This window comes from Streptomyces sp. NPDC059917 (assembly GCF_042730635.1).
GTDB lineage: Bacteria > Actinomycetota > Actinomycetes > Streptomycetales > Streptomycetaceae > Streptomyces.
This window is the reverse complement of record NZ_JBHWLC010000038.1, coordinates 26,082-50,440: the sequence shown is the minus strand read 5'-3', so window position 1 is coordinate 50,440 and position 24,359 is coordinate 26,082. Positions and strand designations below refer to the sequence as shown.

Below are 24,359 nucleotides of genomic sequence, written 5' to 3'. Positions count from 1 at the left end.
GGGGGGGCGGCGCCGCGCGTACCGGGCGCCGCCCCCTCGCCGTCCGCTCAGGGCAGGTAGACGATGTTCGGCGCGCCCGTGGTGGGGTGGGCGGTGATCCGTGTGCGCACGCCGTACACCTCGGCCAGGAGTTCCTCCGTCAGGACCTCTCCCGGTGGCCCGGAGGCCACCGCCCGTCCGGCGTCCAGGACGTAGAGCCGGTCGCAGAAGGACGCGGCGAGGTTGAGGTCGTGCAGGACCAGCAGGGCCGTGGCGGGCAGGTCCCGGACCAGGCCGAGGACGTCCAGCTGGTAGCGGATGTCGAGGTGGTTGGTCGGCTCGTCGAGCGCGAGCAGGCCCGGTTCCTGGACGAGGGCCCGGGCCACGAGCGCGCGCTGGCGCTCGCCGCCGGACAGTTCGTCGAAGCGGCGGGCGGCCAGCTCCCCGGCGCCCACCGTCTCCAGTGCGCCGGCGACGCGCAGGGCGTCGGCCGGTCCGTCCTGCTCCCAGAACCGTTTGTGCGGACTGCGCCCCATGGCCACCACCTCGCGCACGGTCAGCCCGAAGGTGCCGCTCGCGTCCTGCGGCACGACCGCGACCCGGCGGGCCCGTTCCTTGACGCCCAGCGAGGCCGCGTCCACACCGTCGAGCACGACCCGCCCGCCGGTGGGCCGCAGGGTGCCGTACACGCAGCGCAGCAAGGTGGTCTTGCCACTGCCGTTCGGACCGACCGCGCCGATCGTCTCGCCGGGGTGCGCGGTGAGGTCGACGCCGTGCAGCAGCGGCTTGCCGTCCACCTCGTAACGCACGGCCTCGGCGCGCAGTTCCAGCGCTCGCGAGGGGGGCGACGCGGTCATCCGGTCACCCCCTCGCTGCGGCTGGAGCGCCGCAGCATCCACAGGAAGAACGGCCCGCCGACCAGGGCGGTGACGACGCCGACCGGAATCTCCTCGGGCGCCGCCGCGGTACGGGCGACCAGGTCGGTCAGCATCAGGAAGACCGCCCCGCCCAGCGCGGCCACCGGCAGGAGCGCCCGGTGCCCGGCGCCGACGACCATCCGGGCGGCATGGGGAACCATCAGCCCGACGAAACCGATCGCACCGCTGAACGCCACCAGCACCCCGATGACCAGGGAGGTCAGCACGAAGACGGCGGCCCGGAAGCGACCGGTGTCGAGTCCGAGGGTCCGCGCGTCCTCCTCACCGGCGAGCAGCAGGTCCAGCGGCCGGGCGAGGCCGAGCAGCAGCCCGGTCCCCACGGCCAGGACGGCCGCGGGCAGGGCCAGTTCGTCCCACCGCGCCCCGCCGAGGCCCCCGAGCGTCCAGAAGAGGATGGAGCGGACCTCCTCGGCCCGCGCCGAGAGGACCAGCACCAGGCTGGTGAGCGCGGACAGGATGTACTGGACGGCGACCCCGGCGAGGATCAGCCGCCCGGTGGTCATGGTCCCGCCGCGCCGGGCCAGGGCGTACACGGTGACCAACGCGCCGAGCGAGCCGACGAAGGCGGCCAGGGGCAGGGTGACGCTGGTCGCGACGCCCGCGCCGAGGCCGAGCACGATGACGGCCACGGCGCCCGCGGAGGCTCCGGAGGACGCGCCGAGCAGGAACGGGTCGGCGAGCTGGTTGCGCACGAGGGCCTGCAGCACGGCGCCCGTCACGGCCAGTCCGGCGCCGACCACGGCCGCCAGCAGCACGCGCGGCATCCGGACGTCCCACACGATGGAGGCGAAGGCACCGGGGCGCGGTCCGTCCGCGACGATCTCCAGCACCTGGCCGGCGGGGATCCGCACCGGCCCCAGGGCCAGTCCCGCCACCGCACCGGCGGCGAGCGCCAGGGCGAGGAGGACGAGGACGAGCGGGGTGCGGCGGCGGTCCGCCCTCACGGGGCGTCGGGGTGCAGTTGACCGGCGAGGGATTCGACGGCGTCGGCGACGCGCACCCCGAGGACGGCCGAGGACAGCGGCAGGACGACGAACCGCCGGTCCCTGATCGCGGGAACCTGGGCGAGGGCCGGGTCGTTCAACAGGCGCTGCTTCTTGGCTTCGACGCCGGTCCCGCCGTAGTCGTAGATCAGCACGGTGTCCGGCTTGCGCTCGATGACCTTCTCCCAGGACACGTCCCCGAAGGTGTCCTTCAGGTCGGCGAAGGCGTTCGTCCCGCCCGCCAGGGAGACGATCTCGTTGCCGATGCCGTTGCCGCCCGAGGTGAAGGCCGCCGTCTCCCCGGAGTCGTAGACGAAGACGTTCGGGCGCGGCTTGTCCTTCACGCGTGCCGCGACGGCGTCGATGCGGCGCTGCTCGTCCTCGATCAGGCGCGCGCCCCGGTCGGGCACCCCGAAGGTGCGGGCCACCTCGGTGATCTCGGTCTTGAGCTGCTCGAAGCGGACCGGGCCCTGGGTGCAGTACTCCACGCTGAGACGGGTGTTGATACCGCTCTTCCCCAGCGTCTCGCGGTCGCGCCCCTGGGACTTGTCGAAGGCGCTGGAGTAACCGCCGTAGACGAAGTCGGGGTTGGCGCCGAGGAGCAGTTCCTTCGACGGGTACTCCTTCGCCAACACCTTGATCTTGTCGTAGGCGGGCCGGTAGGCGGGCAGGACGGCGTCGTCGAGGTAGGCGGTGCCGGCCATCCGGTCGCCGAGGCCGAGGGCGAGCAGCACCTCGGTGGCGTGCTGGTTCATGGCGACGGCGCGCCGGGGCGGTTCCCGGTACGTCGTGGTCACACCGCAGTTGGTCACGGTGTACGGGAACCCCGCGCCCGCGGCGCCGGACGTCGGCCGCGCCGCGCCGTCGCCCGTCGCTCCCTCCTCGGCGGCGCCGCAGGCGACGAGCGGTATCAGGAGCGTCAGGGGGGCGAGCGGGGCGAGCGCGCGCAGGGCGGCACGGAAACGCGACATGGCAGGGCCTCTCCGGGGGATCCTCGTCCCCTGGTCGAAAGGAAGTCGAAAGGAAGAGGCGGCACGTCAGTGTCTGACTCCCGGACCCGCGAGGGCCCGGTCACAGTGGCGGGACCGTACCGGTTTCACACCGGTTTCCTGGTACGCGCCGCCCGGGGGTAACCCGGACAATTCTGCCAGACCACCCGCGCCCCGACGTCGGCGCACCGGCCGCGGCGCCCCGGGGGGCGCCGACCGAGCTGAATCGATACAGCAGCTCAGGGGCGCATTGGCCGTCACATTCCTGGGGACCACTTGGGAAATCGTCGCCTCCCGCGACCCCGACCGCACCCCTCCGCACACCCCTCTGCACACCCCTCTGCACCTCCTCTGCAATCCGCCCCCTGCACCACGCCACACCCGTCACACCTGTCACACCTGGAGGACCCCCATGACCACCTCACCCCAGTGGCGGCAGCTCACCGACCACCTGATGTCCGTGCCCGAACAGGTCTACGAGGGCTGGAACAGCACGGTCGGCTGGGACAACTACACGCGGTGGGGACGCGAGTTCGGCGAGGACGGAGTCGCGTGGTGCGTCATCTTCGACTGGTGCACCTACCACGACGTCGGTCTCGACGCGATCGTGCCCAAGGTCGACAACGTCTCGGCGTTCACCGACTGGGCGCAGCGCCGCGGCCAGTGGTCCGAGTACCCGAGCGCCGGAGCGTGGGTGAACTTCGGCAACGGCGCGCACACCGAGATGGTCACCGGCTTCGACGCGGACACGGTGTACACCAAGGGCGGCAACTCCATCCGGGCCGGGGCCGCGGACCACGGGCAGGGCAACGGCGTCTGGTCGCACTCCAACCCCCGCCGCAGCAACTACCTCACCGGCTACTTCGCCCCCCGCTATCCGGACGGCGAGTGCCCGCCGACCGCCGACCCCCACGACCCCCGCGGCGGGACCGCCATCACCTCCTGGCGGTGGGCGCCACCCGTCACCGCGCCCACGTTCGAGCCGTTCCCGGGCGCGGGCTGGTTCACCACGGGCCGCCGCTCGCCGATCGTGGCGGCCATGCACGACCGCCTGGTCGCCGTCGGCTGCGACCGGTACGAGTCGAGCCGCGACAAGGACGTCATCGGCGCCGGTGACAAGAGGAGCTACGAGGCGTGGCAGCGCACGTGCGGCTTCACCGGGACCGCCGCCACCTGGCCCCCCGGCCGCACCACCTGGGATCTCCTCCAGGTCCCCAACACCTGATCCGACAGGTCCCCAACACCTGATCCGGGCGCCCCCGCGCACCCACCCGAACGCCCGAAGCCCAGGGTGAACGCGGCGCGTTCGACCTGGGCTTCGAAGGGTTCTTGCAGGGGCGGCAGGACTCGAACCTACGACATTTGGTTTTGGAGACCAACGCTCTACCAACTGAGCTACGCCCCTTCGACGGCCTTAGCTTCGCACGGGGCACGCGGATGATCCAATCGTTTCCAGCATGTGGTCACCGGACGGGACCAGCGGGCGCCCCCCGGCCGCGACGGGAAGCGTCGCAGGTGGCGGGGCCGGGCACCGAGGGGGATGGTGGGAGGTGGCCCCACGCCCGAGGAGGTTCAGCCATGCGCCGTCTGCGACCCTCCTCCGCCGCGCCCGCCCTCACCCTCGCCCTCGCGCTCGCCCTCGCCGCGCCGACCCTCCTCGGACCCGGCACCGCGCAGGCGCGGGGACGGCTCCCCGCGGGGCCCACCGGGGAGACGATCTCGCTGCGCGGCAATCGGCCCGGCGAGCTGCTCGACGTCACCCTCGTCACCGTGACCGATCCGGCGACCCCGCGCACCGCGGATCCCGCGCCGGATCCGGCGCGGCGGCTCGTCTCCGTGGAGTTCCGCCTGGTCAACACCGGGACGGCCCGCTACACCGACGCCCCGCGCGACGGCTCGTACCTCCTGGACCTGAGCGGCAAGCGGTACTCCGGTGTGGCCAGGGCCACGACGGCCGGAACGGAATTCCCGGAGGGGCTGTCCCTCGCGCCCGGCGAGCGGTCCACCGGCAGCGTCACCTTCGAGCTCCCCCGCGACGCCCGCCCGTCGGCGGTGCAGTTCGCGCTGGACGGCGGGACGGCCGACGACATCGGCCAGTGGCCCCTCTCCTGAGCCCACCTGTCCTCCGAGCCCGCCCGTCCCCTGCACGCGCCCGTCCCCCGAGCCCGCCCGTCCGCCGAACGCGACCCCGTGGGGAACCCGAACTCCCGCCGCCCCCTTGACCACTCTGGTCCAGACCAATACCTTCCGGGATGCACAGCACGCGCACAGCACGGCTCAGGAGCACCACTCCCCGCATCCGCAAAGGAAGCCCATGCGCCGCAGCACGCTCGGCAGGCTGGCCGTCGCCGCCTGTTCCTTCTCCCTCCTGGCGGCCTTCGCGCCCGCCGCGGGAGCCGCCACCGACCGCGCCGACGGCGACTACGGTCACGGGCGCACGTACAACCGCGTCGGCTACTTCACCCAATGGGGCGTCTACGGGCGCGACTTCCAGGTCAAGAACCTGGAGACCAGCGGCGCCGCCGCCAAGCTCACCCACATCAACTACGCCTTCGGCAACATCGGGGCGGACGGCAAGTGCTTCACCGGCAACGTCCCCGGCGAGGCCGACGCCTGGGCCGACTACGCCCGTCCGCTCGACGCCGCGGGCTCGGTGGACGGGGTGGCCGACACCTGGGACCAGCCGCTCGCCGGGAACTTCAACCAGTTGCGCGAGCTCAAGGCCAAGCACCCGGGCCTCAAGGCCCAGATATCGCTAGGCGGTTGGAGCTGGTCCACGTACTTCTCGGACGCGGCCCGGACCCCCGCCTCGCGCAAGGCGCTCGTCCAGTCCTGCATCGACCTCTACATCAAGGGGAACCTGCCCCAGGACGGCACCCGCGGCGGCGCCGGTGCGGCCGCCGGCCTCTTCGACGGGATCGACCTCGACTGGGAGTGGCCCGGATCGCCCGGGGACACCGACACCACCTACCGGCCCGAGGACAAGCGGAACTTCACCGCGCTGGTGCAGGAGTTCCGCACCCAGCTCGACGCCTACGGCCGGACGCAGAAGAAGAAGTACCAACTGACCGCCTTCGTTCCGACCGCCCCCGCCAAGATCGACGCGGGCTTCGAGGTCCGGAAGATCATGCGGGACCTGGACTTCGTCACGCTCCAGGGCTACGACTTCCACGTCTCCGGCGAGAAGACCACCGCCCAGCAGTCGGCCCTGTACGCACGGGGCGACTTCAGCGTCGACGGCACGGTGGACGCCTGGCTGCGGCGCGGGGCGCCCGCGGGCAAGCTCGTGATGGGCATGCCCTTCTACGGCCAGGGCTGGACCGGGGTCACCGGCGGCGGCAACGGCATGGGCAAGCCCGCGACGGCGCCGGCGCCCGCGACCTGGTCCGCCGGGTACGAGGACTACAAGGCGCTCAAGAAGCTGGCCGATTCGGGCGCGTACACACTGCACCGGGACCGGCGGGCAGGCAGCGCCTGGCTGTTCGACGGGACCACCCTGTGGACCTACGACGACCCGCAGGTGCTGCGCACGAAGACGGCGTACATCCGTGAGCACGGCCTGGGCGGCGCCATGTTCTGGTCCCTGGACGGGGACACCGCGGACGGCGAACTAATGACGGCCGTGGACCAGGGGCTGCGCGGCCACTGATCCACCGGGGCGCCCCCGGTCCCCGGTCCCCGCGGCCCGCGGCGAAATCCACCGGCACGGGAGGCGCCCCGGCCCGTAGCCTCCGCGCATGGACATCACGACGATTCGCGCGGTCAACCGGCTCACCGAACGCTGGGCCGCGGCGGTCCGGCCCGACGCCGGGGGCACGGTCTTCACCGCGGCCGGGGTCTGGCCGCTGCTGGCCCTCCTCGCCGACGGCGCGGGCGGCCCCGCGCGCGAGGAGCTGGCACGGTCCCTCGGCATACCCGCCGAGGGGGCCGCGGCCGCGGCCCGCGAGCTGCTGGACGGGCTCGGTCGGGTCCCCGGCCTGGTGGCGGCGACCGGCCTGTGGACCAGGGCCGACCTCCCGCTGGAGAAGCGTTGGACCGACGCCCTGCCGGACGGCGCGCGCGGGACGCTGACGGGGGACGCGGGCGTCGACCGGCCGGTGCTGGACGGGTGGGCGGCCGAGCGCACGGACGGCCTGATCGAGCACATGCCGGTGCCCGTGGGCCCTGAGGTGCTCATGGTCCTCGCCTCGGCGCTCGCGCTGCGGGTGACCTGGCAACGGCCCTTCGACGCGTTCCCGACCGGGACCGACGACGGCCCGTGGTCCGGGCGGCGCTTCCTCGCCCTGCAACGGACCACCCCCGAGCTGGACCGGGTCCGGGTGACGCGGTCGCCCGCCGGACCGGTCACGCTCCTGGAGGTCGAGGGGACCACGGGCGTCGACGTCCACCTGCTGCTCGGCGCCCCCGACGCCGCTCCCGGGCAGGTGCTGGGCGCGGGGATCGCCGCCGTCACCGGGAGCGCGCCCGCCGAGGGTGCGAGCACCCTGCCCGAAGGGACCCCCGGGCCGGGACTGGACGTGCGGACGGTCGAGTCGTTCTCGCCCGGTTCCCACCTGATCGAGAAGACCGTGGCCTTCGACCTCCGGGCCGAGCACGACCTCCTCGACGATGCCCGGCTGTTCGGGCTCGACGCGGCGTCCGACGACGCCTTCGGCCACTTCCCGGGGATCAGCTCCGCCCCGCTGGCCGTCGGCTCGGCGCGGCAGTCCGCGATGGCCCGCTTCCACGCGACGGGGTTCGAGGCTGCGGCGCTCACCGCGGTGTCCATGCGGATGGGCGGGGGCGTGCCGACGACCCGCTACCGGGTCCGTCGCGCCGAAGTCAGCTTCCGGCGGCCCTTCGGGTTCCTCGCGGTGGACCGCTCCTGCCGCCTCGTGCTCGCGGCGGGCTGGGTGAACGAGCCCCTCCGCTACGAGGACCCGCGCGGCTGACGCGCGCCGCGAAGCCTTCGGAGCCCGGGTTTCCCGGCTTGTGAGGAACCGAACCCGTACCCCGGTGCGCCCCACGCGCCCTTGTGCGAGAGAGTGCTCACCGATAAGTGTTATCGGGGCCCCGCTCGGCGGTCTCCCATGTATTGGGCACCATCGACCGCCGGTACGGACAGGGATCATCACATGAGTACTCAGCACACCGCAGCGCTGGTGTCGGCCGCACGGGCGGGCGATCCGGGGGCGCAGGACGAACTCGTCGGCGCCCACCTGCCGCTCGTCTACAACATCGTCGGCCGGGCCCTGAACGGGTCCGTCGACGTGGACGACGTGGTCCAGGACACCATGCTGCGGGCCCTCGACGGTCTGGGCGGGCTGCGGTCCGACGACAGCTTCCGGTCGTGGCTGGTGGCGATCGCGATGAACCGGGTACGGGCGCACTGGCAGGCGCGCAGCACCGGCCCCGACGCGAGCGGGCTGGACGCGGCCCGGGAGCTCGCCGACCCGGGCGCCGACTTCGTGGACCTGACCGTCGTACAGCTGAACCTGACCGGGCAGCGGCGCGAGACCGCCCGGGCCACCCGCTGGCTGGAGCCCGACGACCGGGCGTTGCTGTCCCTGTGGTGGTTGGAGTGCGCCGGGGAACTGACCCGGGCCGAGGTCGCGGCCGCCCTGGAGCTGTCCCCGCAGCACACCGCCGTGCGCGTGCAGCGGATGAAGGCGCAGCTGGAGTCCGCGCGCGTGGTCGAGCGGGCGCTGGACGCCCAGCCGCCGTGCGACGCGCTGCGGGCGGTGGCCGGCGGCTGGGACGGGCTCCCGTCCGCGCTGTGGCGCAAGCGAATAGCCCGGCACGCGCGCGAGTGCCTGCGCTGCGCGGGTCTGTGGAACGGCCTGGTCCCGGCCGAGGGTCTGCTGGCCGGGCTGGCCCTGGTCCCCGTCGCGGCGGCCCTCGTGGCCTCGGTCCACGAGGCCACCGCGGTGCCGGCCGCCTTCTCCTTCGCCGCTTCCCCGGACACCGCTCCTTCGTACGTCGCCCACTCCTCCGGCGCCGCCAAGGGCTCCGGAGCCCACGCGGCCGGGGGGCGCGCTGACGTGGGCCGGGGGGCGTCGCGCAAGCGGCGCCGCACGCGCCGGAGGGTCATCGCGGGCGGCGTGGTCGTCGCGTGCATGGCCGGTGGTGGGGCCCTGTACCTCGGTGGCGCCCTGCCGGGATCGGGTGAGGAGGGGACGACCGCCGCGGCTCCCGGTGTGCCGTTGGCCGCGCTCTCCACCACCGGGTCGACGCCTTCGGCGTCCGCCTCCGCCTCCCCCTCGGCGTCCGCCTCCGCGTCTCCTTCGGCCTCGGCCTCGGCTTCCGCTTCGGCCTCCGCTTCCGCCTCCGCTTCCGCTTCCGCCTCGGCCTCCGGGAGCGGGAGCGCGACGCCCGCCCCGCGCCCCTCGGCCCCGCGTCCGGCGCTCGCCGCGCCGCAGGGCGCCGTGGCCCAGGTGATCGCGCTGGTCAACCAGGAGCGTTCGGCGGCCGGTTGCGGACCGCTCAAGGACGACGCCCAGCTGCGCGCCGCCGCCCAGGGCCAGTCGGACGACATGGCGGACCGGGGCTTCTTCGACCACACCAACCCCGACGGCGCCGACCCGGGCAAGCGGATCACCGCCGCCGGGTACCGCTGGTCGACGTACGGCGAGAACATCGCGCGGGGCCAGGCGACGCCCGCCGCGGTCATGGACTCCTGGATGAACAGCCCGGGCCACCGCGCCAACATCCTCAACTGCTCCTTCAAGGACATCGGTGTGGGCATCCACAACGGGTCCGGCGGCCCCTGGTGGACCCAGAACTTCGGTGCCCGCATGTGACCCCGGTCGAGGGGGCGCCCGCGGGCGCCCCCGGCTGAGGGAGGGACGCCTTCCGCTCGCAGGTCGCTCGACGACACCGGACCGCGCGGTCACTGGATGCTTCAATTTCGGGGCAGGATAGTGACTGGAGCCGAACGGGCTGATCAGACGGGGCGAGCGGAGTACGACGGATGGCACGGAGGATCCTGCGCCCGCACCAGCGCGAGGCCGTCGACGCCGTCGTGCGGGCGCTGGAGCTGCCCGTGGGCGGGCAGCTGCCCGCGGCCGGGCTGCGCACCCAGGTGATCATGGCCACGGGGTCCGGGAAGTCCCTGGTGGCGGTCCGTTCCGCCGAGGCCCTCGGGGCCGGGCGGGTACTGGTCCTGGTGCCCTCGCTCGACCTGCTGACGCAGACCGTCGCCGCCTGGCGCGAGGGCGGTCGCACCGGGCGCTTCCTCGCCGTGTGCTCGCTGCGCGGCACGGAGGTGGGCGTGCCCAGCACCACCGATCCGGAGCGGATCGCGCAGTGGTGCCGACCGGTGCCCCAGGTCACGGTGTTCGCCACCTACGCCTCCCTCGGCCTCGGCATCGTCGAGGGGGCGCACCGCGCCGGGTCGCCGGGGTGGGACCTGATCGTGGTCGACGAGGCCCACCGCACGTCCGGGCGGATCGGCAAGCCCTGGGCGGTGGTGCACGACAACACCCGGATCCCCGCCGTCCGCAGGCTGTACATGACCGCCACGCCCCGGGTCTGGCAGGACCCCGAGACCACGCAGGAGGACGGCCCCACCGGCGGCCCCACCGGCGGCGACCGCACCGGGGTCCGGGTGCCCGGCGGGGTGCTGGTCGCCTCGATGGAGGACGATCCGGACGGACCGTTCGGCGCCCGCTGCCACACCCTGTCCCTCTCCGAGGCCATCGACCGGGGCATCTGCGCGCCGTACCGGGTGGTGTGCGTGGACGTCAGCGATCCGGAGTTCCAGGCGGCGGTGCTGCTGGGCCCGCAGGGGCGCTCGGACGAGGTGCGCGGGGCCCGGCTCGCCGCGCTGCAGACCGCGCTGGTCAAGGCGGCGGCCGACCAGGGCTTCCGGCGCACCCTGGTCTTCCACCACCTGACCCGGGAGGCCGAGGCGTTCGCGGCGGGGCTGCCCGCGGTGGCGGCGCGGCTGCGGCTGACCAGCCGGGCCCCGCGCCCGGTGTACCCGCGGACCGTGTGGGCGGACTGGTTGGGCGGGCAGCACCCGGCGGCGCACCGGCGGCGGGTGCTGGACGCCTTCGCCGCCGACCGGATCGCGGAGAAGGCCTTCCTCGGCAGCGTCCGGGTGCTCGGCGAGGGGGTGGACACCAAGGAGTGCGACTCCGTGTTCTGGGCGGACGTCCGCGACTCGATGCCGGACCTGGTGCAGGCCGTGGGCCGGGCCCTGCGGATCCGCCCCGGCGAGGGGAAGGTCGCCTCCCTCGTGGTGCCGGTGCTGCTGGGCCCGGGCGAGACCCCGGAGACGATGCTGACCTCCCGGGCGTACGGGAGCCTGGCGCGGCTGCTGGAGGCGCTGCGGGCGCACGACAGCAGGCTCGTGGAGTCGCTGGCCGAGCCGCAACGTCCGGGTGCGCCCGGGCCCGCGAGGACGGCCGGTGCGGGCGGCTCGCCGGGGCGCGGGGCCGCGGGGCTGCTCAGCTTCTCGACCCCCCGCGATCCGGCGCTGCTCGCCGCCTTCATCCGGCTGCGGGTGCTGCACCCCGAGCACGAGCACTGGCGGCGCGGGCTCGCCGCGTCCGCGCACTACGCCGCCGGGGCCGGGGACCTGAAGGTGCCCTTCGGGTTCAAGGCGCCCGCGGGCGGGGACGGTTGGCCGCCCGGGCTCGCCCGCTTCCCGCTCGGGCAGTGGATCTCGGACGCGCGGCGCGCCCACCGCCGGGGATCCCTCGGCAGGCGGCGGACCGCGGAGCTGGACGCGCTCGGGATGGTGTGGAGCGCCTTCGACGTGGCCTTCGAGGAGGGGCTGACGGCGGCCCGCGCGTGGGCACGGGCGCACGGGCACCTGCTGCCGCCGGTGGAGTCCACCTGGGAGGGCCACCCGGTCGGCATCTGGGCCAAGAACCAGCGCGCCGCCGCCCGCCGCGAGGGTCCGGGAGCGCTGTCGGCGGAGCGCCACGCGGCCCTGGACGACATCGACCCCGGCTGGTGCCCGGAGTGGGACATCTCCTGGCAGCGGGCCTACCGGCTGACCCGGGCGCGGCTGGAGGCCGGTGGCGCGCTGCCGCCCGGTCCCGGGGAGGTGTACGTGCAGGGCGAGGACCTGGGCCAGTGGCTGCGGGCGCAGCGCCTGGGGTGGGAGCGGCTGACCCCGGCGCAGCGGTGGCTGCTGGAGCAGGGCCTGGGGACGGGTCCGGCCCCGGAGTCCGAACGCCCCCGGCCGCGCCGGGCGCACGCCGACGCCTGGGCCGCGAACCTGGCCGCGGCCCGCCGCTTCCAGGCCCGGGAGGGGCACCTCCGGGTACCGCGCACCCACGTCGAGCCGCTGGGCGGGGAGGAGCTGCGGCTGGGTTCCTGGATCGCCAACCAGCGTTCCCGCGCGTCCGGCCTGGCTCCGGAGCGCCGGGCCGCCCTGTCGGAGCTGGGCATGCGCTGGGCGTCCTGACACGGCCTAGGGGGCGGATCGGACCGCGACCGGGGCGTCGACGAGGTTGCGGTCGATGGTGAGGGTCACCCCGCCGTGGGTCTCCCGCACGTTGCCCCGGTACTGGTGGATCCGGCGGTGGCCCTGCCAGAGCCCCGCGGCCAGCGCGCCGTTGTCGGCGGTGTCCGCCCGCCGGTCCCAGCGGGCGTACCAGACCGCGTCCGGCAGCGGCGCGGTGCCCGCCCGGGCGGCGGCGGCCAGGTCGGCCAGCCCGGAGCCGAGGCTGGAGTAGTAGCCCGCGCGGTACCCGGCCCGGTGCAGCCGCTGCGTCCAGCCGCTCGTGAAGTCGACGACGGCCTGCGCGCACCGCGGCTCGGCGGAGGGGTACGCCTCGATGTCCAGGTAGACCGGGGTGCCGGCGCCGAGGCCCAGCGCCCGGAGCCCGGCCAGCGCCTCGGCGGCCTCCTCGCGGCCCTGCTCGACCGCCCGTGCGGGATCGATCCTGCCGGGCTTGTGCGCGTACGACGTGCAGGGTGCCTGCCGTCCGACGTGGACCGGTACCAGCCGCCACCCCATGGCCTGGACCCGGCGGACCCACTCGGCGGTGAGCCTCGGCTGCGCGCAGTGCCGCTGGCCGCCGCTGGTGTAGATGCCGACCGCCCCGTACGGCGAGTGGTCCCGCCAGGCCCGCATGGCCGCGAGCGAGGGAGCCGCGCAGGCGTCGAAGCCCTCGCCCCGGAACACCTCGGGGGCCTGGCTGGGCGGTCCGTGGTCGGGCAGCACCCGCGGGGTGATCCCCCGCTGCGCGGCGGGCCCCGGGGACGGCCCCGGACCCCCGCGGGCCGCGGCCGGGGCCGCCCCCGGACCGGACAGTACGAGGGCGGCGAGGAGGGAGGCGACGAGGGGGGCGAGGGCGCTCGCGCGGGTTCGGGACATGCCCCCCACGGTCCGTGCGCCGCCCCCGCCGCCCGGGCAGCCCGCGCCGGGCGGCGGCCAAGTTCATCCGTGCGCCGGTGCCGCGGTCAGTGGTGGAAGCCCGGCTGCGGGTCGGCCACGGCGGTCGGGGGCGCCTTCGTCAGGTGGTCCACGGCCCGGCGCAGGTCGCCGACCAGCAGGGCGATCTGATCGAGGGTCACCCCGTGCCGGATCAGGACGCGCTGGACGACGGTCTCGGCCCGGTCCGGGGGCAGCGGGTAGGAGGGCACCTGCCAGCCCCTCATCCGCAGTCGGTCGGAGAGGTCGTACAGGGTGAAGCCGCTCGCCGCGGGGTCGGTGAGGGTGTAGCAGACGGCGGGGAGGCCGCCCTGGCCATCGTACAGGAGGGTGAAGGGGCCCATGCCCTGGATCTCCCGGGCCAGGTACGCCGCGGTGTCGGCGCAGGCCTGGTGCACGCGCCGGTATCCGCCCCGCCCCAGCCGCAGGAACAGGTAGTACTGGGCGATGATCTCGCCGCCGGGGCGGGAGAAGTTCAGGGCGAAGGTCGGCATGTTGCCGCCGAGGTAGTCCACCGTGAAGACGAGTTCCTCGGGCAGCAGGTCGGCGGTGCGCCAGACGATCCAGCCGACGCCCAGGGGCGCGAGCCCGTACTTGTGGCCCGAGGTGTTGACGGAGGCGACCCGGGGGAGCCGGAAGTCCCAGACCACGTCGGGGTGCAGGAAGGGGGCGACGAAGCCGCCGCTGGCCGCGTCCACGTGGATCGGGACGTCCCAGCCGCTTTCGGCCTGGATCCGGTCGAGCGCGGCGGCGAGGTCGGCGACCGGCTCGTAGTCACAGGTGTAGGTGACGCCGAGGATCGCGACGACCCCGATGGTGTTCTCGTCGACGTACGGGGCGAGCTGGTGGGGGCGCAGTCCGGTGGCGCCGGGCTCCAGGGGGATCTGGCGCAGTTCCACGTCGAAGTACCGGGCGAACTTCTCCCAGCAGATCTGCACGGGGCCGCAGACCAGGTTGGGGCGGTCGGCGGGCTTGCCCTCGGCCTTGCGGCGGGCCCGCCAGCGCCATTTGAGGGCGAGGCCGCCGAGCATCGCGGCCTCGCTGGAACCGGTGGTGGAGCAGCCGGTCGCGGCGCCGCCGGGCGGGGCGTTCCAGAGGTCGGCGAGGATGTTCACGCAGCGCGACTCGATCTCGGCGGTCTGCGGGTACTCGTCCTTGTCGATCATGTTCTTGTCGATGCACTCGTCCATCAGGCGGCGGGCGCCGTCGTCGGACCAGGTGGTGCAGAAGGTGGCCAGGTTCTGGGCCGCGTTGCCGTCGAGCAGCAGTTCGTTGTGGAGCAGCGAGTAGACGACCTCGGTGGGCGAGTGGTCCGCCGGCATCCGGTACTTGGGCAGTACCTCGCCGCTGAGCGGGGACGCGAACACGTCCGTGGCGTCGTCGATGCGTTCGTCCCGGGCGGGGGCGGTTGCGGCGGTTGCTTCCTTCATCTCATGAAGTGCCATATCGGGACTATAGGGGCGCACGGCGCCCCGACCCGGCTCCCCTGAGGCGGCTTCGGGATTCTTCGGCGGCGGCCGTGGCGGGGCGGGGCCTCGGGGGCGTTTCACCCTACGTCTTCCGGTCGACTCCGCAGTGTGACCCTTCACATAGCTACCCCGTGCGGCCGGAGATATTACTGTCGCGTAGGGTTACGACACGTGATCTTCCCGTTCGGGCCACTGGAGACGGTGCGAACGGGAAGATCACCAAACTGGTTCTGTGTGCAACATATCCGCAGATGTCCGGATCGGATCCCGTCGGTTGAACGGGCGGACCGGGATGATCATCCTCCTCCCATGAACCAGATCACCCGCCGCCGTGCCCTCGGGACCACCGCCGGCGCACTCAGCGTCCTCGGCATCGCCGCCACCGCGCACGCGGCCACCCTCCCCGCCACCGCGACCGTGCCCGCACCCCGCACGGGCGACACCCTCGACGAGGTCTACATGGGCCGCCGGATACGGATATCCCCCGCGCAGGGCGGTGGCCACCACGGCGGCCACCACTCCCCCGGCACCCCGACCGTCCGCATAGACGGCGCCGAACTGCACGTGATGCGCAACGCCGACACCACCTGGATCAGCGTGGTCAACCACTACGAGACCTTCGCCGACCTGCCCTCCCTCGCCCGCGCCGCCGTGCGCGAGCTCCAGGGCGCCGTCCTCGTCCCGATGGGCGGCATGTGATGACCGTGCGCAAGAACCAGGCGACCCTGACCCCCGCCGAGAAGCGCGCCTTCACCTCGGCGCTGGTGGAGCTCAAGCGGACCGGCGGCTACGACCGGTTCGTCACCACGCACAACGGCTTCATCATGTCCGACACGGACAGCAGTGACCGGGTGGGCCACCGCTCCCCCTCCTTCCTGCCCTGGCACCGCCGCTTCCTCATCGAGTTCGAGACGGCGCTCCAGAGAATCGACCCGACCGTGGCCCTGCCCTACTGGGACTGGACGGCCGACCGCACCTCCCGCTCCTCCTTGTGGGCGGCCGACTTCCTCGGCGGCACCGGGCGGGCGCGCGACGGCCAGGTCATGGACGGACCGTTCGCCTACGCCGGTGGGAAGTGGCCGGTGAACGTCCGCGTCGACGGCCGCTCCTACCTGCGCCGCGCGCTCGGCACCGGGGTCGCCGAGCTGCCGACGAAGGCCGAGGTCGACTCCGTCCTCGCCATGTCCGTCTACGACGCGGCCCCCTGGAACAGCGCCTCCAACGGCTTCCGCAACAACCTGGAGGGCTGGCGCGGCGTGAACCTGCACAACCGCGTGCACGTCTGGGTGGGCGGCCAGATGGGTACGGGCGTCTCGCCCAACGACCCGGTGTTCTGGATGCACCACGCCTACGTCGACAAGCTCTGGGCCGAGTGGCAGGCCAAGCACCCGCAGTCGCCGTACCTGCCCGCCGCGGGCACCCCCGACGTGGTGGACCTGCACGACACGATGCGGCCGTGGAACGACGTGACCCCGGCGGACATGCTCGACCACCGCAAGTTCTACACCTTCGACACCGAGCCCGCCTCGGTCTGATCGCCGGCGGCCAGCCAGCGGTAGTGCAGCTCGGGGCGGCCGACCTGGCCGTACCGGGGCGCGCGGGCGGCCCGGCCGGTGTCCACCAGGTGCTCCAGGTAGCGCCGGGCGGTGATCCGGGAGGTGCCCGCCGCCCCGGCGGCCCCCGCCGCCGTGAGCCCTTCGGGGGCCGCCCGCAGCAGCGCGGCCAGGCGGTCCAGGGTGGGCGCGCTCAGCCCCTTGGGCAGTTCGGCGGGCCGGGGCGGCCTGAGCGTGGCGAGCGCCCGGTCCACGTCGTCCTGGCCCGCCGCCTCTCCGGCGGCGGCGCGGAACTCGGCGTAGCGCAGCAGCCGTTCGCGCAGCGTCGGGAAGGCGAAGGGCTTGAGCACGTACTGCACGACGCCCACCGAGACGCTCTCGCGGACCACCGCCAGGTCGCGCGCCGAGGTCACCACGATCACGTCCACCGGATGCCCGGCGGCGCGCAGCCCGCGGGCGAAGCGGAGCCCGTTGCCGTCGGGCAGGCCGAGATCGAGGAGCAGCAGGTCGACCGGGGTCCGTTCCAGGGCCCGGGTCGCCTCGGCGAGGGAGTGCACCGCCGCGACGGCGGTGAAGCCGGGGACCCGGCCGACGTAGAGCGCGTGCGCGGCGGCGGCGACGGGGTCGTCCTCGACCACCAGCACCCGCACCGGCGACGCCCCGCCGCTCACGTCCGCGCCCCGGCGGCGAGCGGCAGTCGTACGGTGAACTCCGCGCCCCCGCCCGGCGCTTCGGCGGCGCTCACGCTGCCGCCGTGCCGCTGCGCGGCCTGGCGCACCAGGGCGAGGCCGAGTCCGCGCCCGGCCCCCTTGCCGGACCAGCCGCGCAGGAAGACGTCCGCCCCGGCGGGCAGCCCGGGCCCGTTGTCGGCCACCCGCAGCAGCAGTTCCCCGCCGCCGGGGCGCACCGTCACCCGGACCCGCCCGCCGGGGGTGCCCGTGAGCGCGTCCACCGCGTTGTCGATGAGGTTGCCCAGCACCGTGACCAGGTCGCGGGCCGGGGGCGCGGCGTCCGCCGCGGCGAGCGGCCCGCTGTCGGGGGTGACCACGAGCTCCACCCCGCGTTCGTGCGCCTGGGCCGCCTTGCCGAGCAGCAGGGCGACCAGGACGGGCTCGCCGACGGCGGTGACCACCTCGTCGGTGAGCGCCTGGGCCAGCTCCAGTTCGGCGGTCGCGAAGTCCACCGCCTCCTGCGCGCGCCCGAGTTCGATCAGGGACACCACGGTGTGCAGCCGGTTGGCCGCTTCGTGGGCCTGCGAGCGCAGCGCTTCGGTGAAGCCCCGCTCGTGATCCAACTCCCCCGTCAGGGACTGGAGTTCGGTGTGGTCGCGCAGGGTGACGACCGTGCCGTGCCGGCCGCCGCCCGCCACCGGCGAGCTGTTGACGACCAGGACCCGGTCGGCGCTCAGGTGCACCTCGTCCACCCGGGGGCGGTCGGCGAGCAGCGCGCCGGTGAGCGGCGCCGGTAGGCCCAGCTCGGCCACGCCCCGGCCCCGCACCTCCCCGCTCAGCCCGAGCAGTTCGCGGCCCGCGTCGTTGATGAGGGTGACCCTGCGCTGCCCGTCGAGCATCAGCAGGCCCTCCCGGACGGCGTGCAGGACCGCCTGGTGGTAGTCGTGGATCCGGCTCAGTTCGGCGGCGTTCATCCCGTGCGTGTGCCGGCGCAGCCGGGCGTTGACGACGTACGTTCCCGCGCCGCCCAGTGCCAGGGCGGCCGCCGCGACCCAGGCGAGCGCGGCCAGCTGCCCGCCGAGCCGGTCGCTGATGGCGCGGACCGTGATGCCGGAACTGACCAGGGCGGTCACCCGGCCGTCGTCGACGACCGGGGTGACCACCCGGATCGAGGGGCCGAGGGTGCCGGTGTAGGTCTCGCTGAAGGTCTCGCCGCGCAGGGCGCGGGCGGTGTTGCCGAGGAAGCGCTCGCCGATCCGGTGCGGGTCGGGGTGGGTCCAGCGGCGCCCGTCGGGGGCCATGATCGTCACGAAGTCCACGCCCGTGTCGGTCCGCACCCGCTCCGCGTAGGGCTGGAGCGCGGCGGAGGGGTCGGGGCCGTGGACCGCCTCCCGCACGGAGGGCGAGTCCGCCACGGCGCGGGCGGCGGCGCCCGCCTGGCGTTCGGCCGCCTCCTCGGCCTGGCGGCGCGCGGTGGCGTACGCGAAGACCGCGCAGCCGGCGACGACCAGGGCGACCAGCACCACCTGCATGGCGAAGAGCTGGCCCGCGAGGCTGCGCGGACGGGGGAAACGGAACATGGCGCTCAGTGTGCACCCGGCCGTGAACTCAATGAACGCAAGGGTGACCGGGGTCACAGGGTGGGCCATGGTCGGCGCGGGACGTATTCATCTTCAGGAGGCGACGTGGCCGCCAGGCGCGACAGAACGCACTATCTCTACATCGCGGTGATCGTCGCGGTGCTGCTCGGCATCGCGACGGGCCTGGCCGCGCCCGGCACGGCCGTCGAGCTGAAGCCCCTCGGGACGGGCTTCGTGAATCTGATCAAGATGATGATCTCGCCGGTGATCTTCTGCACGATCGTGCTGGGCATCGGTTCGGTGCGCAAGGCCGCCAAGGTGGGCGCGGTGGGCGGGCTCGCGCTCGGCTACTTCATGGTGATGTCCACGGTCGCGCTCGGCATCGGGCTGCTCGTGGGCAACCTGCTGGAGCCGGGCAGCGGGCTGCACCTCACCGAGGCCGTGCGCGGCGCGGGCGAGGCCCAGGCGAAGGCGGGCGGGGCGCAGAGCACCCCCGACTTCCTGCTGGGGATCATCCCCAAGACGATGGTGTCGGCCTTCACCGGGGGCGAGGTGCTCCAGACCCTCCTGGTGGCGCTCCTGTGCGGATTCGCGCTCCAGGCCCTGGGGTCGGCGGGCGAGCCGGTGCTGCGCGGGATCGGGCACCTGCAGAAGCTGGTCTTCCGGGTGCTCGCGATGATCATGTGGGCGGCGCCGGTGGGCGCCTTCGGGGCGATGGCGGCGGTGGTCGGCGCGACCGGCATCGACGCGCTCAAGTCCCTCGCGGTCATCATGATCGGCTTCTACACCACCTGCCTGCTCTTCGTCCTCGTGGTGCTCGGGACGCTCCTGCGGGTGTGCACGGGCGTCAGCGTCTTCGCGCTGCTGCGCTACCTGGGCCGCGAGTTCCTGCTGATCCTGTCCACCTCCTCCTCCGAGTCGGCGCTGCCGCGACTGATCGCGAAGATGGAGCACCTGGGCGTGTCCCGGCCGGTGGTCGGGATCACGGTCCCGACGGGGTACTCCTTCAACCTCGACGGCACCGCGATCTACCTGACGATGTCCTCGCTCTTCATCGCCGAGGCGATGGGCAAGCCCCTGGCCCTCGGTGAGCAGATCTCGCTGCTGCTGTTCATGATCATCGCGTCCAAGGGCGCCGCCGGGGTGACCGGCGCGGGCCTCGCCACCCTGGCGGGCGGACTCCAGTCGCACCGGCCCGAACTGGTCGACGGCGTCGGTCTGATCGTGGGCATCGACCGCTTCATGAGCGAGGCGCGGGCGCTGACGAACTTCGCCGGGAACGCGGTGGCGACCGTGCTGATCGGGACCTGGACCAAGGAGTTCGACCGCGACCGGGCCACCGAAGTCCTCGCGGGGCGCCTGCCCTTCGACGAGGCGAGCCTGAACGACGGCGAGCACGCGGAGGACCGGGACCACGCGCGCGACGACGCGGCGTCCACCCCGGTACCCGGCCAGCCGGCCGCGGGCAAAGACGGCGTACCGGTATAGAGCGGCGCCTCCCGGTACGCACGTCGGACCGGCCGGGCAGGGCTCTCCCCCCACGGTGCCCAGCCCGGTCGGCGCCGACACCCCCAGCCAGGGGCGATTTTCAGCCAACCATCCGATAACCGGCGTGCGGTAAAAGGTACTTCCATATAGGGGCACGCTTCTGACATCTTGCGTCCACCACTCGTTTCGTACGGCCCGGTAGGTACCACCAGCACCACCGGGCCCTTCGGAGGACGCATTGATACCCCACATATCCAGCCGACCTCGACGTACCCTCGTGCTGGCCGCCGCCCTTGGCGCCGCACTGACCTTCGGGGCACCCGCCGCGCTCGCCGGCACCGCCCCCGTGGCACCGTCCGGGGCCCCCACCCCGGCTCCCCGGGCCGCGGCCCCGGCTTCCCAGAGTGCGACCTGGGCTGCCGGAACCCGTGCCTACCTCGTGATCACCGCTCCCGGTGACAGCTCCGCCGTCCGCTCGGCCGTCACGGCCAACGGCGGCACGGTCTTCTCGAACTTCGACGCCATCGGCGTGATCGTCGCCCACTCGGCCTCCGCTTCCTTCGCCTCGACGATGCGCGGGGTCAGCGGGGTCCAGCAGGTCGGCGCCACCCGTACCTCGGACGTTCCGGCCGACGCCTACAACCCGGCGCTGCCCGCCAACCCGGCGCAGTCCACGACCGCCGCGGGAGAGCCGGTCCGCGCGGACATGAGCCAGATCAAGGCGGACCAGGCCTGGGCCGTCACCACCGGTTCGTCCTCCGTGAAGGTCGGCATCCTGGACACCGGTGTGGACGACCAGCACCAGGACCTGGCCCCGAACTTCAACGCGGCCGACTCGGTCTCCTGCGCCTACGGCAAGCCGGACACCCGCGCCGGCGCCTGGCGCGACGTGGACACCCACGGCACGCACGTCGCGGGCACCATCGCCGCCGCCAAGAACGGCAAGGGCGTCGTCGGCGTGGCCCCGAGCGTGAAGATCTCCGCGGTCCGGGTCGCCGAGCCGGGCAACTCGTTCTTCTTCGCCGAGAACACCATCTGCGGTTTCGTCTGGGCGGGCGACCACGGCTTCAAGGTCACCAACAACAGCTACTACACGGACCCGTGGCAGTTCAACTGCCCGGACAACATCGACCAGGCCGCCATCATCGAGGGCGTCAAGCGCGCCCAGGAGTACGCGGAGGGCAAGGGTTCGCTCCAGGTCGCCGCGGCGGGCAACGAGAACTACGACCTCGCCCACAAGACCACGGACTCGGCGAGCCCGAACGACTCGACGCCGGTCACCCGGACCATCACCAACGCCTGCCTCGACATCCCGACCGAGCTCCCGGGCGTGGTCACCGTCGCGGCGAACGGCACCGGCACCACGAAGGCCTCGTTCTCCAACTTCGGCGCGGGCGTCATCGACGTGGCGGCCCCGGGCAGCGACGTCTACTCCACCCTCCCGGGCGGCAAGTACGGCACCAAGAGCGGTACCTCGATGGCCACTCCGCACGTCGTGGGCGTGGCCGCGCTCCTCGCGAGCGCCAACCCCGGCATCACTCCGGCGCAGCTGCGCGACAAGCTGGCCACCCAGGCCAACGACATCGCCTGCCCGTCGGACAACCGCTGCACCGGGACCGCCGCCAACAACTCCTTCTTCGGCGAGGGCCAGGTCGACGCCCTGAAGGCGGTGGGCGGATCCACCCCGCCGGCCGGCAAGTACTTCGAGAACACCGCCGACTTCGCGATCAACGACAACGCGACCGTGGAGAGCCCCATCACCGTCAGCGGGGTGACCGGCAACGCGCCCGCCACCCTCAAGGTGGGCGTGGACATCAAGCACACCTACATCGGTGACCTGAAGGTCGACCTCGTCGCACCCGACGGCAGCGTCTACACCCTGTCCAACCGGACCGGCGGCAGCACGGACAACATCGTCCAGACCTTCACCGTCAACGCCTCCTCGGAGGTCGCGAACGGCGTCTGGAAGCTCCGCGTGAACGACAACGCCAACTCCGACACGGGCAAGATCGACGCCTGGAACCTCACCTTCTAGGGGTGACGGGCCGGGCGGACCCGCCCGCGCCCTAGCGCCGCAGGATGTCGGCGAGCCAGTCGAAGACGACATCGCAGTGCTGTTGCGGGGCCATCGGGGAGCAGTGCAACTGCGCCCCGGTGGCCCCGGTCAGCTTCACGTACTCGCGCCGGGCCCGCAGCAGGTCGTACATCTGCCGGGGCTGCCCCGGGTAGAACTGCTCGGCCTCGTAGTCCAGGACCAGGGTCGGCGTCTTGATCCTCGGCACCAGAGCGGTGACGTCGAGGCCGATCGCCCGCTGGGCCGGGGTCCACAGGTCCTTGAACACCCGACCGGCCCGGGCCTCGCGCAGGGCCTCCCGGGAGAAGATCTCGAACCGCTTCTTCACGAGGTAGGCCAGCTGCGGGGAGAGGTCCGGGACCACCTGCTCGTTCCAGTTCCGGTTCGTCTCCTCCTTGTCCGCGGTGACCACGTCCCGCAGCGTCTTGTCGAAGCCGAGCCAGGGGCTGACGCAGCCCGGCATGCACACCAGGGCCGCCAGCCGGTGCTCGAAGGCCGCCGCGCGGGCCACCAGGTTGCCGCCCATGCTCATGCCGGTCAGCGCGATCCGACCGCTGTCCACGTCCTTGCGGCGGTCCAGCCAGTCGATGAGCGGGGCGACCACCCCTTCCCAGCGGGTGGTGAAGGGCATCTCCTCGACGAACAGCAACCGGCCCTGGCCGGGGCCGTCGTAGACCAGCGCGTTCCACCCCCGGTCGAGTGCCGCGCTGACGCCGTAGGTCCACATGTCGACGTTCTGGCCGTCGCTGCCGTTGGTGAGGATGACCGTCGGACGCGGCCGCTCCGGGCCCTCGGGGCGGAAGAACCACACCGGCAGGTGGGTCTTCTCGTACGGGACCCGCGCGCGCTCGGCGGCCGGTGAGCACAGCGAGGCGAAGGTGTCCCAGGCCGCCGCACCGGCCAGGTACACCGCCTTCTCGTCGGCCGGCTTCGCCGTGCCCAGGACGTAGAAGAGGCTCTGGGCGAAGTACTGCGAGGCCCGCAGCGCCCGGAAGCGGCGGGTCTGGGAGGGCGGTTCGTGGCCGTGGCGCCCGGCGGGCGGGGGCGCCGCGAGCTTCTCGCCCCAGCCGCGGAAGGTGTCGCTGAAGGTCTGCTCGGACGCCCCGGCGGCGTTGACGGAGTTGACGGCGGTCAGCACCTCGCCGACCTCGGAGGCCCGCATCCCGGCGGCGCCGAGGGCGAACAGGGCGGCGAAGTTGAAGCCGGGGTCGGTGAAGAGCTTCATGGCACCGGGCGCCGGGTCCGGATCGACCGCCGAGCCCGGCCGCGCGGCGGCCCGGGCCGGGGCAGCGGCCGCGGCCCCGACGCCACCGCCGGTGGCGAGGGCCCCGGCCCCCGCGGCGATCCCGGCCAGCGCCGCGCGGCGGGAGAGGGCGGACGGGGGCAGCGGCGCGGGCGGCGGCTGGTGCGGGGTGGTGCGACGGTGCGTCATGCTCGGGACGGTAGGAGGCCGCTACGGCGGGTCGCCCGGCGCCACACCCGCCACTGCTCCGAACGGACCCGCCCGGCGGACGCCGCCGCCCGCCCCGCGCCGCCCCTACCGGGTCCGCAGCACGCAGTCCCCGCACAGGCCGCCGCCCGGGGCCTTGTAGTAGAGGCAGCAGCTGCGCCGTACGAAGGCCACCCCGAGCCCCTCCTCGTGGACGAAGGTGCCGGTGGCGCCCAGCGGTCCGTCATCGGCCAGCAGCGCCGCGGTCAGGGCGACCGCGTCGCCTCCCGGCACCCGGTCGAGCAGCACCCGCAGGCTGCCGACCAGTCCGGAGGCGGCGTTCCCGCGGAGCACCTGCGGCGACAGCGCGTACCGGACCCGCAACCCCGCCTCCAGCACGGCGAGGTTCCCGAGCACGGTGGCCCCGAGTTCCTGCCCGGGCAGGTCCACCGGCCCGGGCAGCCACAGTTCCAGCGACCCCGCGTCCGGCAGTCGCCACCACACCCGGTCGGGGGCCAGGTCCGGCACCCGCCCGGACAGCGCCGCGCAGCCGAGCCCGAGGGACCAGAGGCGGGAGGCGATGCCGAACTGCGCGGTGGAGGCGGCCACCCGGCCCGGGCCGGTGCCCATGCGCCGGCCCACCTCGCCGACGTACTCCGCGAGCCGGTCGCCGTACAGCTCGCTCAGCGGACGGAATCCCGGCCCGGGCGGCCGCGCCGCGCACGGCACGGTGAAGAACGGCCCCACCGGGGCCAGTCGCCGCAGTACGTCCTCCAGGTCCATGGCCCGATGATCTCAAGGTCGCGACCGGCGCCCGGGGGCGGGGTCCGCCCCCGG

Annotated in this window: 19 protein-coding genes, 1 tRNA gene and 1 riboswitch; of the genes, 10 read left to right on the top strand and 10 right to left on the bottom strand. The window is 73.8% G+C overall.

Features of this window, described 5'->3' with window-relative positions:
• Window positions 1-47 precede the first annotated feature (47 nt).
• Genes ACFWAR_RS22270 through ACFWAR_RS22260 form a run of 3 tightly spaced genes read right to left on the bottom strand, consistent with a single transcriptional unit; the run spans window position 48 to window position 2,871 of the window.
• Window positions 48-836 (bottom strand): ABC transporter ATP-binding protein, encoded by a 789-nt coding sequence (locus tag ACFWAR_RS22270; protein ID WP_385779717.1) that lies wholly within the window; start codon window positions 834-836, stop codon window positions 48-50.
• Window positions 833-1,894 (bottom strand): FecCD family ABC transporter permease, encoded by a 1,062-nt coding sequence (locus ACFWAR_RS22265; RefSeq protein ID WP_385779778.1) that lies wholly within the window; start codon window positions 1,892-1,894, stop codon window positions 833-835. Before ACFWAR_RS22265 ends, ACFWAR_RS22270 begins: the two co-directional genes overlap by 4 nt.
• Window positions 1,858-2,871: an ABC transporter substrate-binding protein gene (locus ACFWAR_RS22260; protein ID WP_385779714.1), complete on the bottom strand. Its 1,014-nt coding sequence runs from the start codon at window positions 2,869-2,871 to the stop codon at window positions 1,858-1,860. The genes ACFWAR_RS22265 and ACFWAR_RS22260 overlap by 37 nt, the downstream gene beginning before the upstream one ends.
• A gap of 46 nt (window positions 2,872-2,917) precedes the next feature.
• Window positions 2,918-3,053, bottom strand: a riboswitch (cobalamin riboswitch).
• Window positions 3,054-3,301: 248 nt separating this feature from the next.
• Here ACFWAR_RS22260 and ACFWAR_RS22255 point away from each other — a divergent pair.
• The gene (locus ACFWAR_RS22255) at window positions 3,302-4,114 is read left to right on the top strand and encodes a peptidoglycan-binding protein (RefSeq protein WP_385779711.1); all 813 of its coding nucleotides are present in this window, start codon (window positions 3,302-3,304) and stop codon (window positions 4,112-4,114) included.
• Between the two features lie 107 nt (window positions 4,115-4,221).
• Here the strand turns inward: ACFWAR_RS22255 and ACFWAR_RS22250 are convergent.
• Window positions 4,222-4,294: transfer RNA gene (locus ACFWAR_RS22250), tRNA-Trp, on the bottom strand.
• Between the two features lie 173 nt (window positions 4,295-4,467).
• On the opposite strand from ACFWAR_RS22250, the gene ACFWAR_RS22245 reads away from it, so the two are divergent.
• From ACFWAR_RS22245 to ACFWAR_RS22225, 5 genes are all read left to right on the top strand, one after another.
• Window positions 4,468-5,001, top strand: coding sequence for a hypothetical protein (locus ACFWAR_RS22245; protein WP_385779708.1), 534 nt, complete (start codon window positions 4,468-4,470; stop codon window positions 4,999-5,001).
• A gap of 202 nt (window positions 5,002-5,203) precedes the next feature.
• Entirely contained in the window at window positions 5,204-6,538 is a 1,335-nt protein-coding gene (locus ACFWAR_RS22240) for a glycoside hydrolase family 18 protein (RefSeq protein ID WP_385779706.1), read from the top strand.
• 88 nt (window positions 6,539-6,626) lie between these two features.
• Window positions 6,627-7,820 carry a serpin family protein gene (locus tag ACFWAR_RS22235; RefSeq protein ID WP_385779704.1) on the top strand — a complete coding sequence of 398 codons (1,194 nt, stop codon included), beginning with the start codon at window positions 6,627-6,629 and terminating at the stop codon, window positions 7,818-7,820.
• Window positions 7,821-8,003: 183 nt separating this feature from the next.
• Complete coding sequence (locus ACFWAR_RS22230; RefSeq protein WP_385779702.1) at window positions 8,004-9,668, top strand: sigma-70 family RNA polymerase sigma factor; 1,665 nt, start codon at window positions 8,004-8,006, stop codon at window positions 9,666-9,668.
• A gap of 170 nt (window positions 9,669-9,838) precedes the next feature.
• Window positions 9,839-12,286 (top strand): Helicase associated domain protein, encoded by a 2,448-nt coding sequence (locus ACFWAR_RS22225; protein ID WP_385779700.1) that lies wholly within the window; start codon window positions 9,839-9,841, stop codon window positions 12,284-12,286.
• A 6-nt stretch (window positions 12,287-12,292) separates the two neighbouring features.
• Here ACFWAR_RS22225 and ACFWAR_RS22220 read toward each other — a convergent pair whose 3' ends face one another.
• Together ACFWAR_RS22220 and ACFWAR_RS22215 are read right to left on the bottom strand one after the other, a co-directional pair.
• Window positions 12,293-13,201, bottom strand: a complete 909-nt coding sequence (locus ACFWAR_RS22220; protein WP_385779698.1) for a DUF1906 domain-containing protein — start codon at window positions 13,199-13,201, stop codon at window positions 12,293-12,295.
• 86 nt (window positions 13,202-13,287) lie between these two features.
• On the bottom strand, window positions 13,288-14,703 hold the full coding sequence (locus tag ACFWAR_RS22215) for a glutamate decarboxylase (protein ID WP_385779696.1): 1,416 nt from the start codon (window positions 14,701-14,703) through the stop codon (window positions 13,288-13,290).
• 333 nt (window positions 14,704-15,036) lie between these two features.
• Here ACFWAR_RS22215 and ACFWAR_RS22210 point away from each other — a divergent pair, with 333 nt between their 5' ends.
• Together ACFWAR_RS22210 and ACFWAR_RS22205 are read left to right on the top strand one after the other, a co-directional pair.
• Complete coding sequence (locus ACFWAR_RS22210) at window positions 15,037-15,426, top strand: tyrosinase family oxidase copper chaperone (RefSeq protein ID WP_385779694.1); 390 nt, start codon at window positions 15,037-15,039, stop codon at window positions 15,424-15,426.
• Complete coding sequence (locus tag ACFWAR_RS22205; protein WP_385779692.1) at window positions 15,426-16,262, top strand: tyrosinase family protein; 837 nt, start codon at window positions 15,426-15,428, stop codon at window positions 16,260-16,262. Before ACFWAR_RS22210 ends, ACFWAR_RS22205 begins: the two co-directional genes overlap by 1 nt.
• On the opposite strand, the gene ACFWAR_RS22200 is transcribed toward ACFWAR_RS22205, so the two are convergent.
• Window positions 16,229-16,951 (bottom strand): response regulator, encoded by a 723-nt coding sequence (locus ACFWAR_RS22200; RefSeq protein WP_385779690.1) that lies wholly within the window; start codon window positions 16,949-16,951, stop codon window positions 16,229-16,231. The two genes, ACFWAR_RS22205 and ACFWAR_RS22200, sit on opposite strands and share 34 nt — an antisense overlap.
• Window positions 16,948-18,531 (bottom strand): ATP-binding protein, encoded by a 1,584-nt coding sequence (locus ACFWAR_RS22195; RefSeq protein WP_385779688.1) that lies wholly within the window; start codon window positions 18,529-18,531, stop codon window positions 16,948-16,950. Before ACFWAR_RS22195 ends, ACFWAR_RS22200 begins: the two co-directional genes overlap by 4 nt.
• A 105-nt stretch (window positions 18,532-18,636) precedes the next feature.
• Between ACFWAR_RS22195 and ACFWAR_RS22190 the strand changes: the two genes are divergently transcribed.
• Window positions 18,637-20,019: a cation:dicarboxylate symporter family transporter gene (locus ACFWAR_RS22190; RefSeq protein ID WP_385779686.1), complete on the top strand. Its 1,383-nt coding sequence runs from the start codon at window positions 18,637-18,639 to the stop codon at window positions 20,017-20,019.
• Window positions 20,020-20,296: 277 nt separating this feature from the next.
• The gene (locus ACFWAR_RS22185) at window positions 20,297-22,054 is read left to right on the top strand and encodes a S8 family serine peptidase (protein ID WP_385779684.1); all 1,758 of its coding nucleotides are present in this window, start codon (window positions 20,297-20,299) and stop codon (window positions 22,052-22,054) included.
• Between the two features lie 31 nt (window positions 22,055-22,085).
• Here the strand turns inward: ACFWAR_RS22185 and ACFWAR_RS22180 are convergent, their stop codons facing one another.
• Together ACFWAR_RS22180 and ACFWAR_RS22175 are read right to left on the bottom strand one after the other, a co-directional pair.
• Window positions 22,086-23,525: an alpha/beta hydrolase family protein gene (locus ACFWAR_RS22180; protein ID WP_385779682.1), complete on the bottom strand. Its 1,440-nt coding sequence runs from the start codon at window positions 23,523-23,525 to the stop codon at window positions 22,086-22,088.
• A 105-nt stretch (window positions 23,526-23,630) separates the two neighbouring features.
• The gene (locus ACFWAR_RS22175) at window positions 23,631-24,305 is read right to left on the bottom strand and encodes a (2Fe-2S)-binding protein (RefSeq protein ID WP_385779680.1); all 675 of its coding nucleotides are present in this window, start codon (window positions 24,303-24,305) and stop codon (window positions 23,631-23,633) included.
• Window positions 24,306-24,359: the final 54 nt, after the last annotated feature.

Coding starts and splice junctions, on each gene's coding strand:
- ACFWAR_RS22225 (WP_385779700.1), top strand. CDS start 9,839: ATGGCACGGAGGATCCTGCGCCCGCACCAGCGCGAGGCCGTCGACGCC.
- ACFWAR_RS22260 (WP_385779714.1), bottom strand. CDS start 2,871: ATGTCGCGTTTCCGTGCCGCCCTGCGCGCGCTCGCCCCGCTCGCCCCC.
- ACFWAR_RS22205 (WP_385779692.1), top strand. CDS start 15,426: ATGACCGTGCGCAAGAACCAGGCGACCCTGACCCCCGCCGAGAAGCGC.
- ACFWAR_RS22270 (WP_385779717.1), bottom strand. CDS start 836: ATGACCGCGTCGCCCCCCTCGCGAGCGCTGGAACTGCGCGCCGAGGCC.
- ACFWAR_RS22210 (WP_385779694.1), top strand. CDS start 15,037: ATGAACCAGATCACCCGCCGCCGTGCCCTCGGGACCACCGCCGGCGCA.
- ACFWAR_RS22195 (WP_385779688.1), bottom strand. CDS start 18,531: ATGTTCCGTTTCCCCCGTCCGCGCAGCCTCGCGGGCCAGCTCTTCGCC.
- ACFWAR_RS22215 (WP_385779696.1), bottom strand. CDS start 14,703: ATGGCACTTCATGAGATGAAGGAAGCAACCGCCGCAACCGCCCCCGCC.
- ACFWAR_RS22230 (WP_385779702.1), top strand. CDS start 8,004: ATGAGTACTCAGCACACCGCAGCGCTGGTGTCGGCCGCACGGGCGGGC.
- ACFWAR_RS22235 (WP_385779704.1), top strand. CDS start 6,627: ATGGACATCACGACGATTCGCGCGGTCAACCGGCTCACCGAACGCTGG.
- ACFWAR_RS22220 (WP_385779698.1), bottom strand. CDS start 13,201: ATGTCCCGAACCCGCGCGAGCGCCCTCGCCCCCCTCGTCGCCTCCCTC.
- ACFWAR_RS22175 (WP_385779680.1), bottom strand. CDS start 24,305: ATGGACCTGGAGGACGTACTGCGGCGACTGGCCCCGGTGGGGCCGTTC.
- ACFWAR_RS22245 (WP_385779708.1), top strand. CDS start 4,468: ATGCGCCGTCTGCGACCCTCCTCCGCCGCGCCCGCCCTCACCCTCGCC.
- ACFWAR_RS22255 (WP_385779711.1), top strand. CDS start 3,302: ATGACCACCTCACCCCAGTGGCGGCAGCTCACCGACCACCTGATGTCC.
- ACFWAR_RS22180 (WP_385779682.1), bottom strand. CDS start 23,525: ATGACGCACCGTCGCACCACCCCGCACCAGCCGCCGCCCGCGCCGCTG.
- ACFWAR_RS22240 (WP_385779706.1), top strand. CDS start 5,204: ATGCGCCGCAGCACGCTCGGCAGGCTGGCCGTCGCCGCCTGTTCCTTC.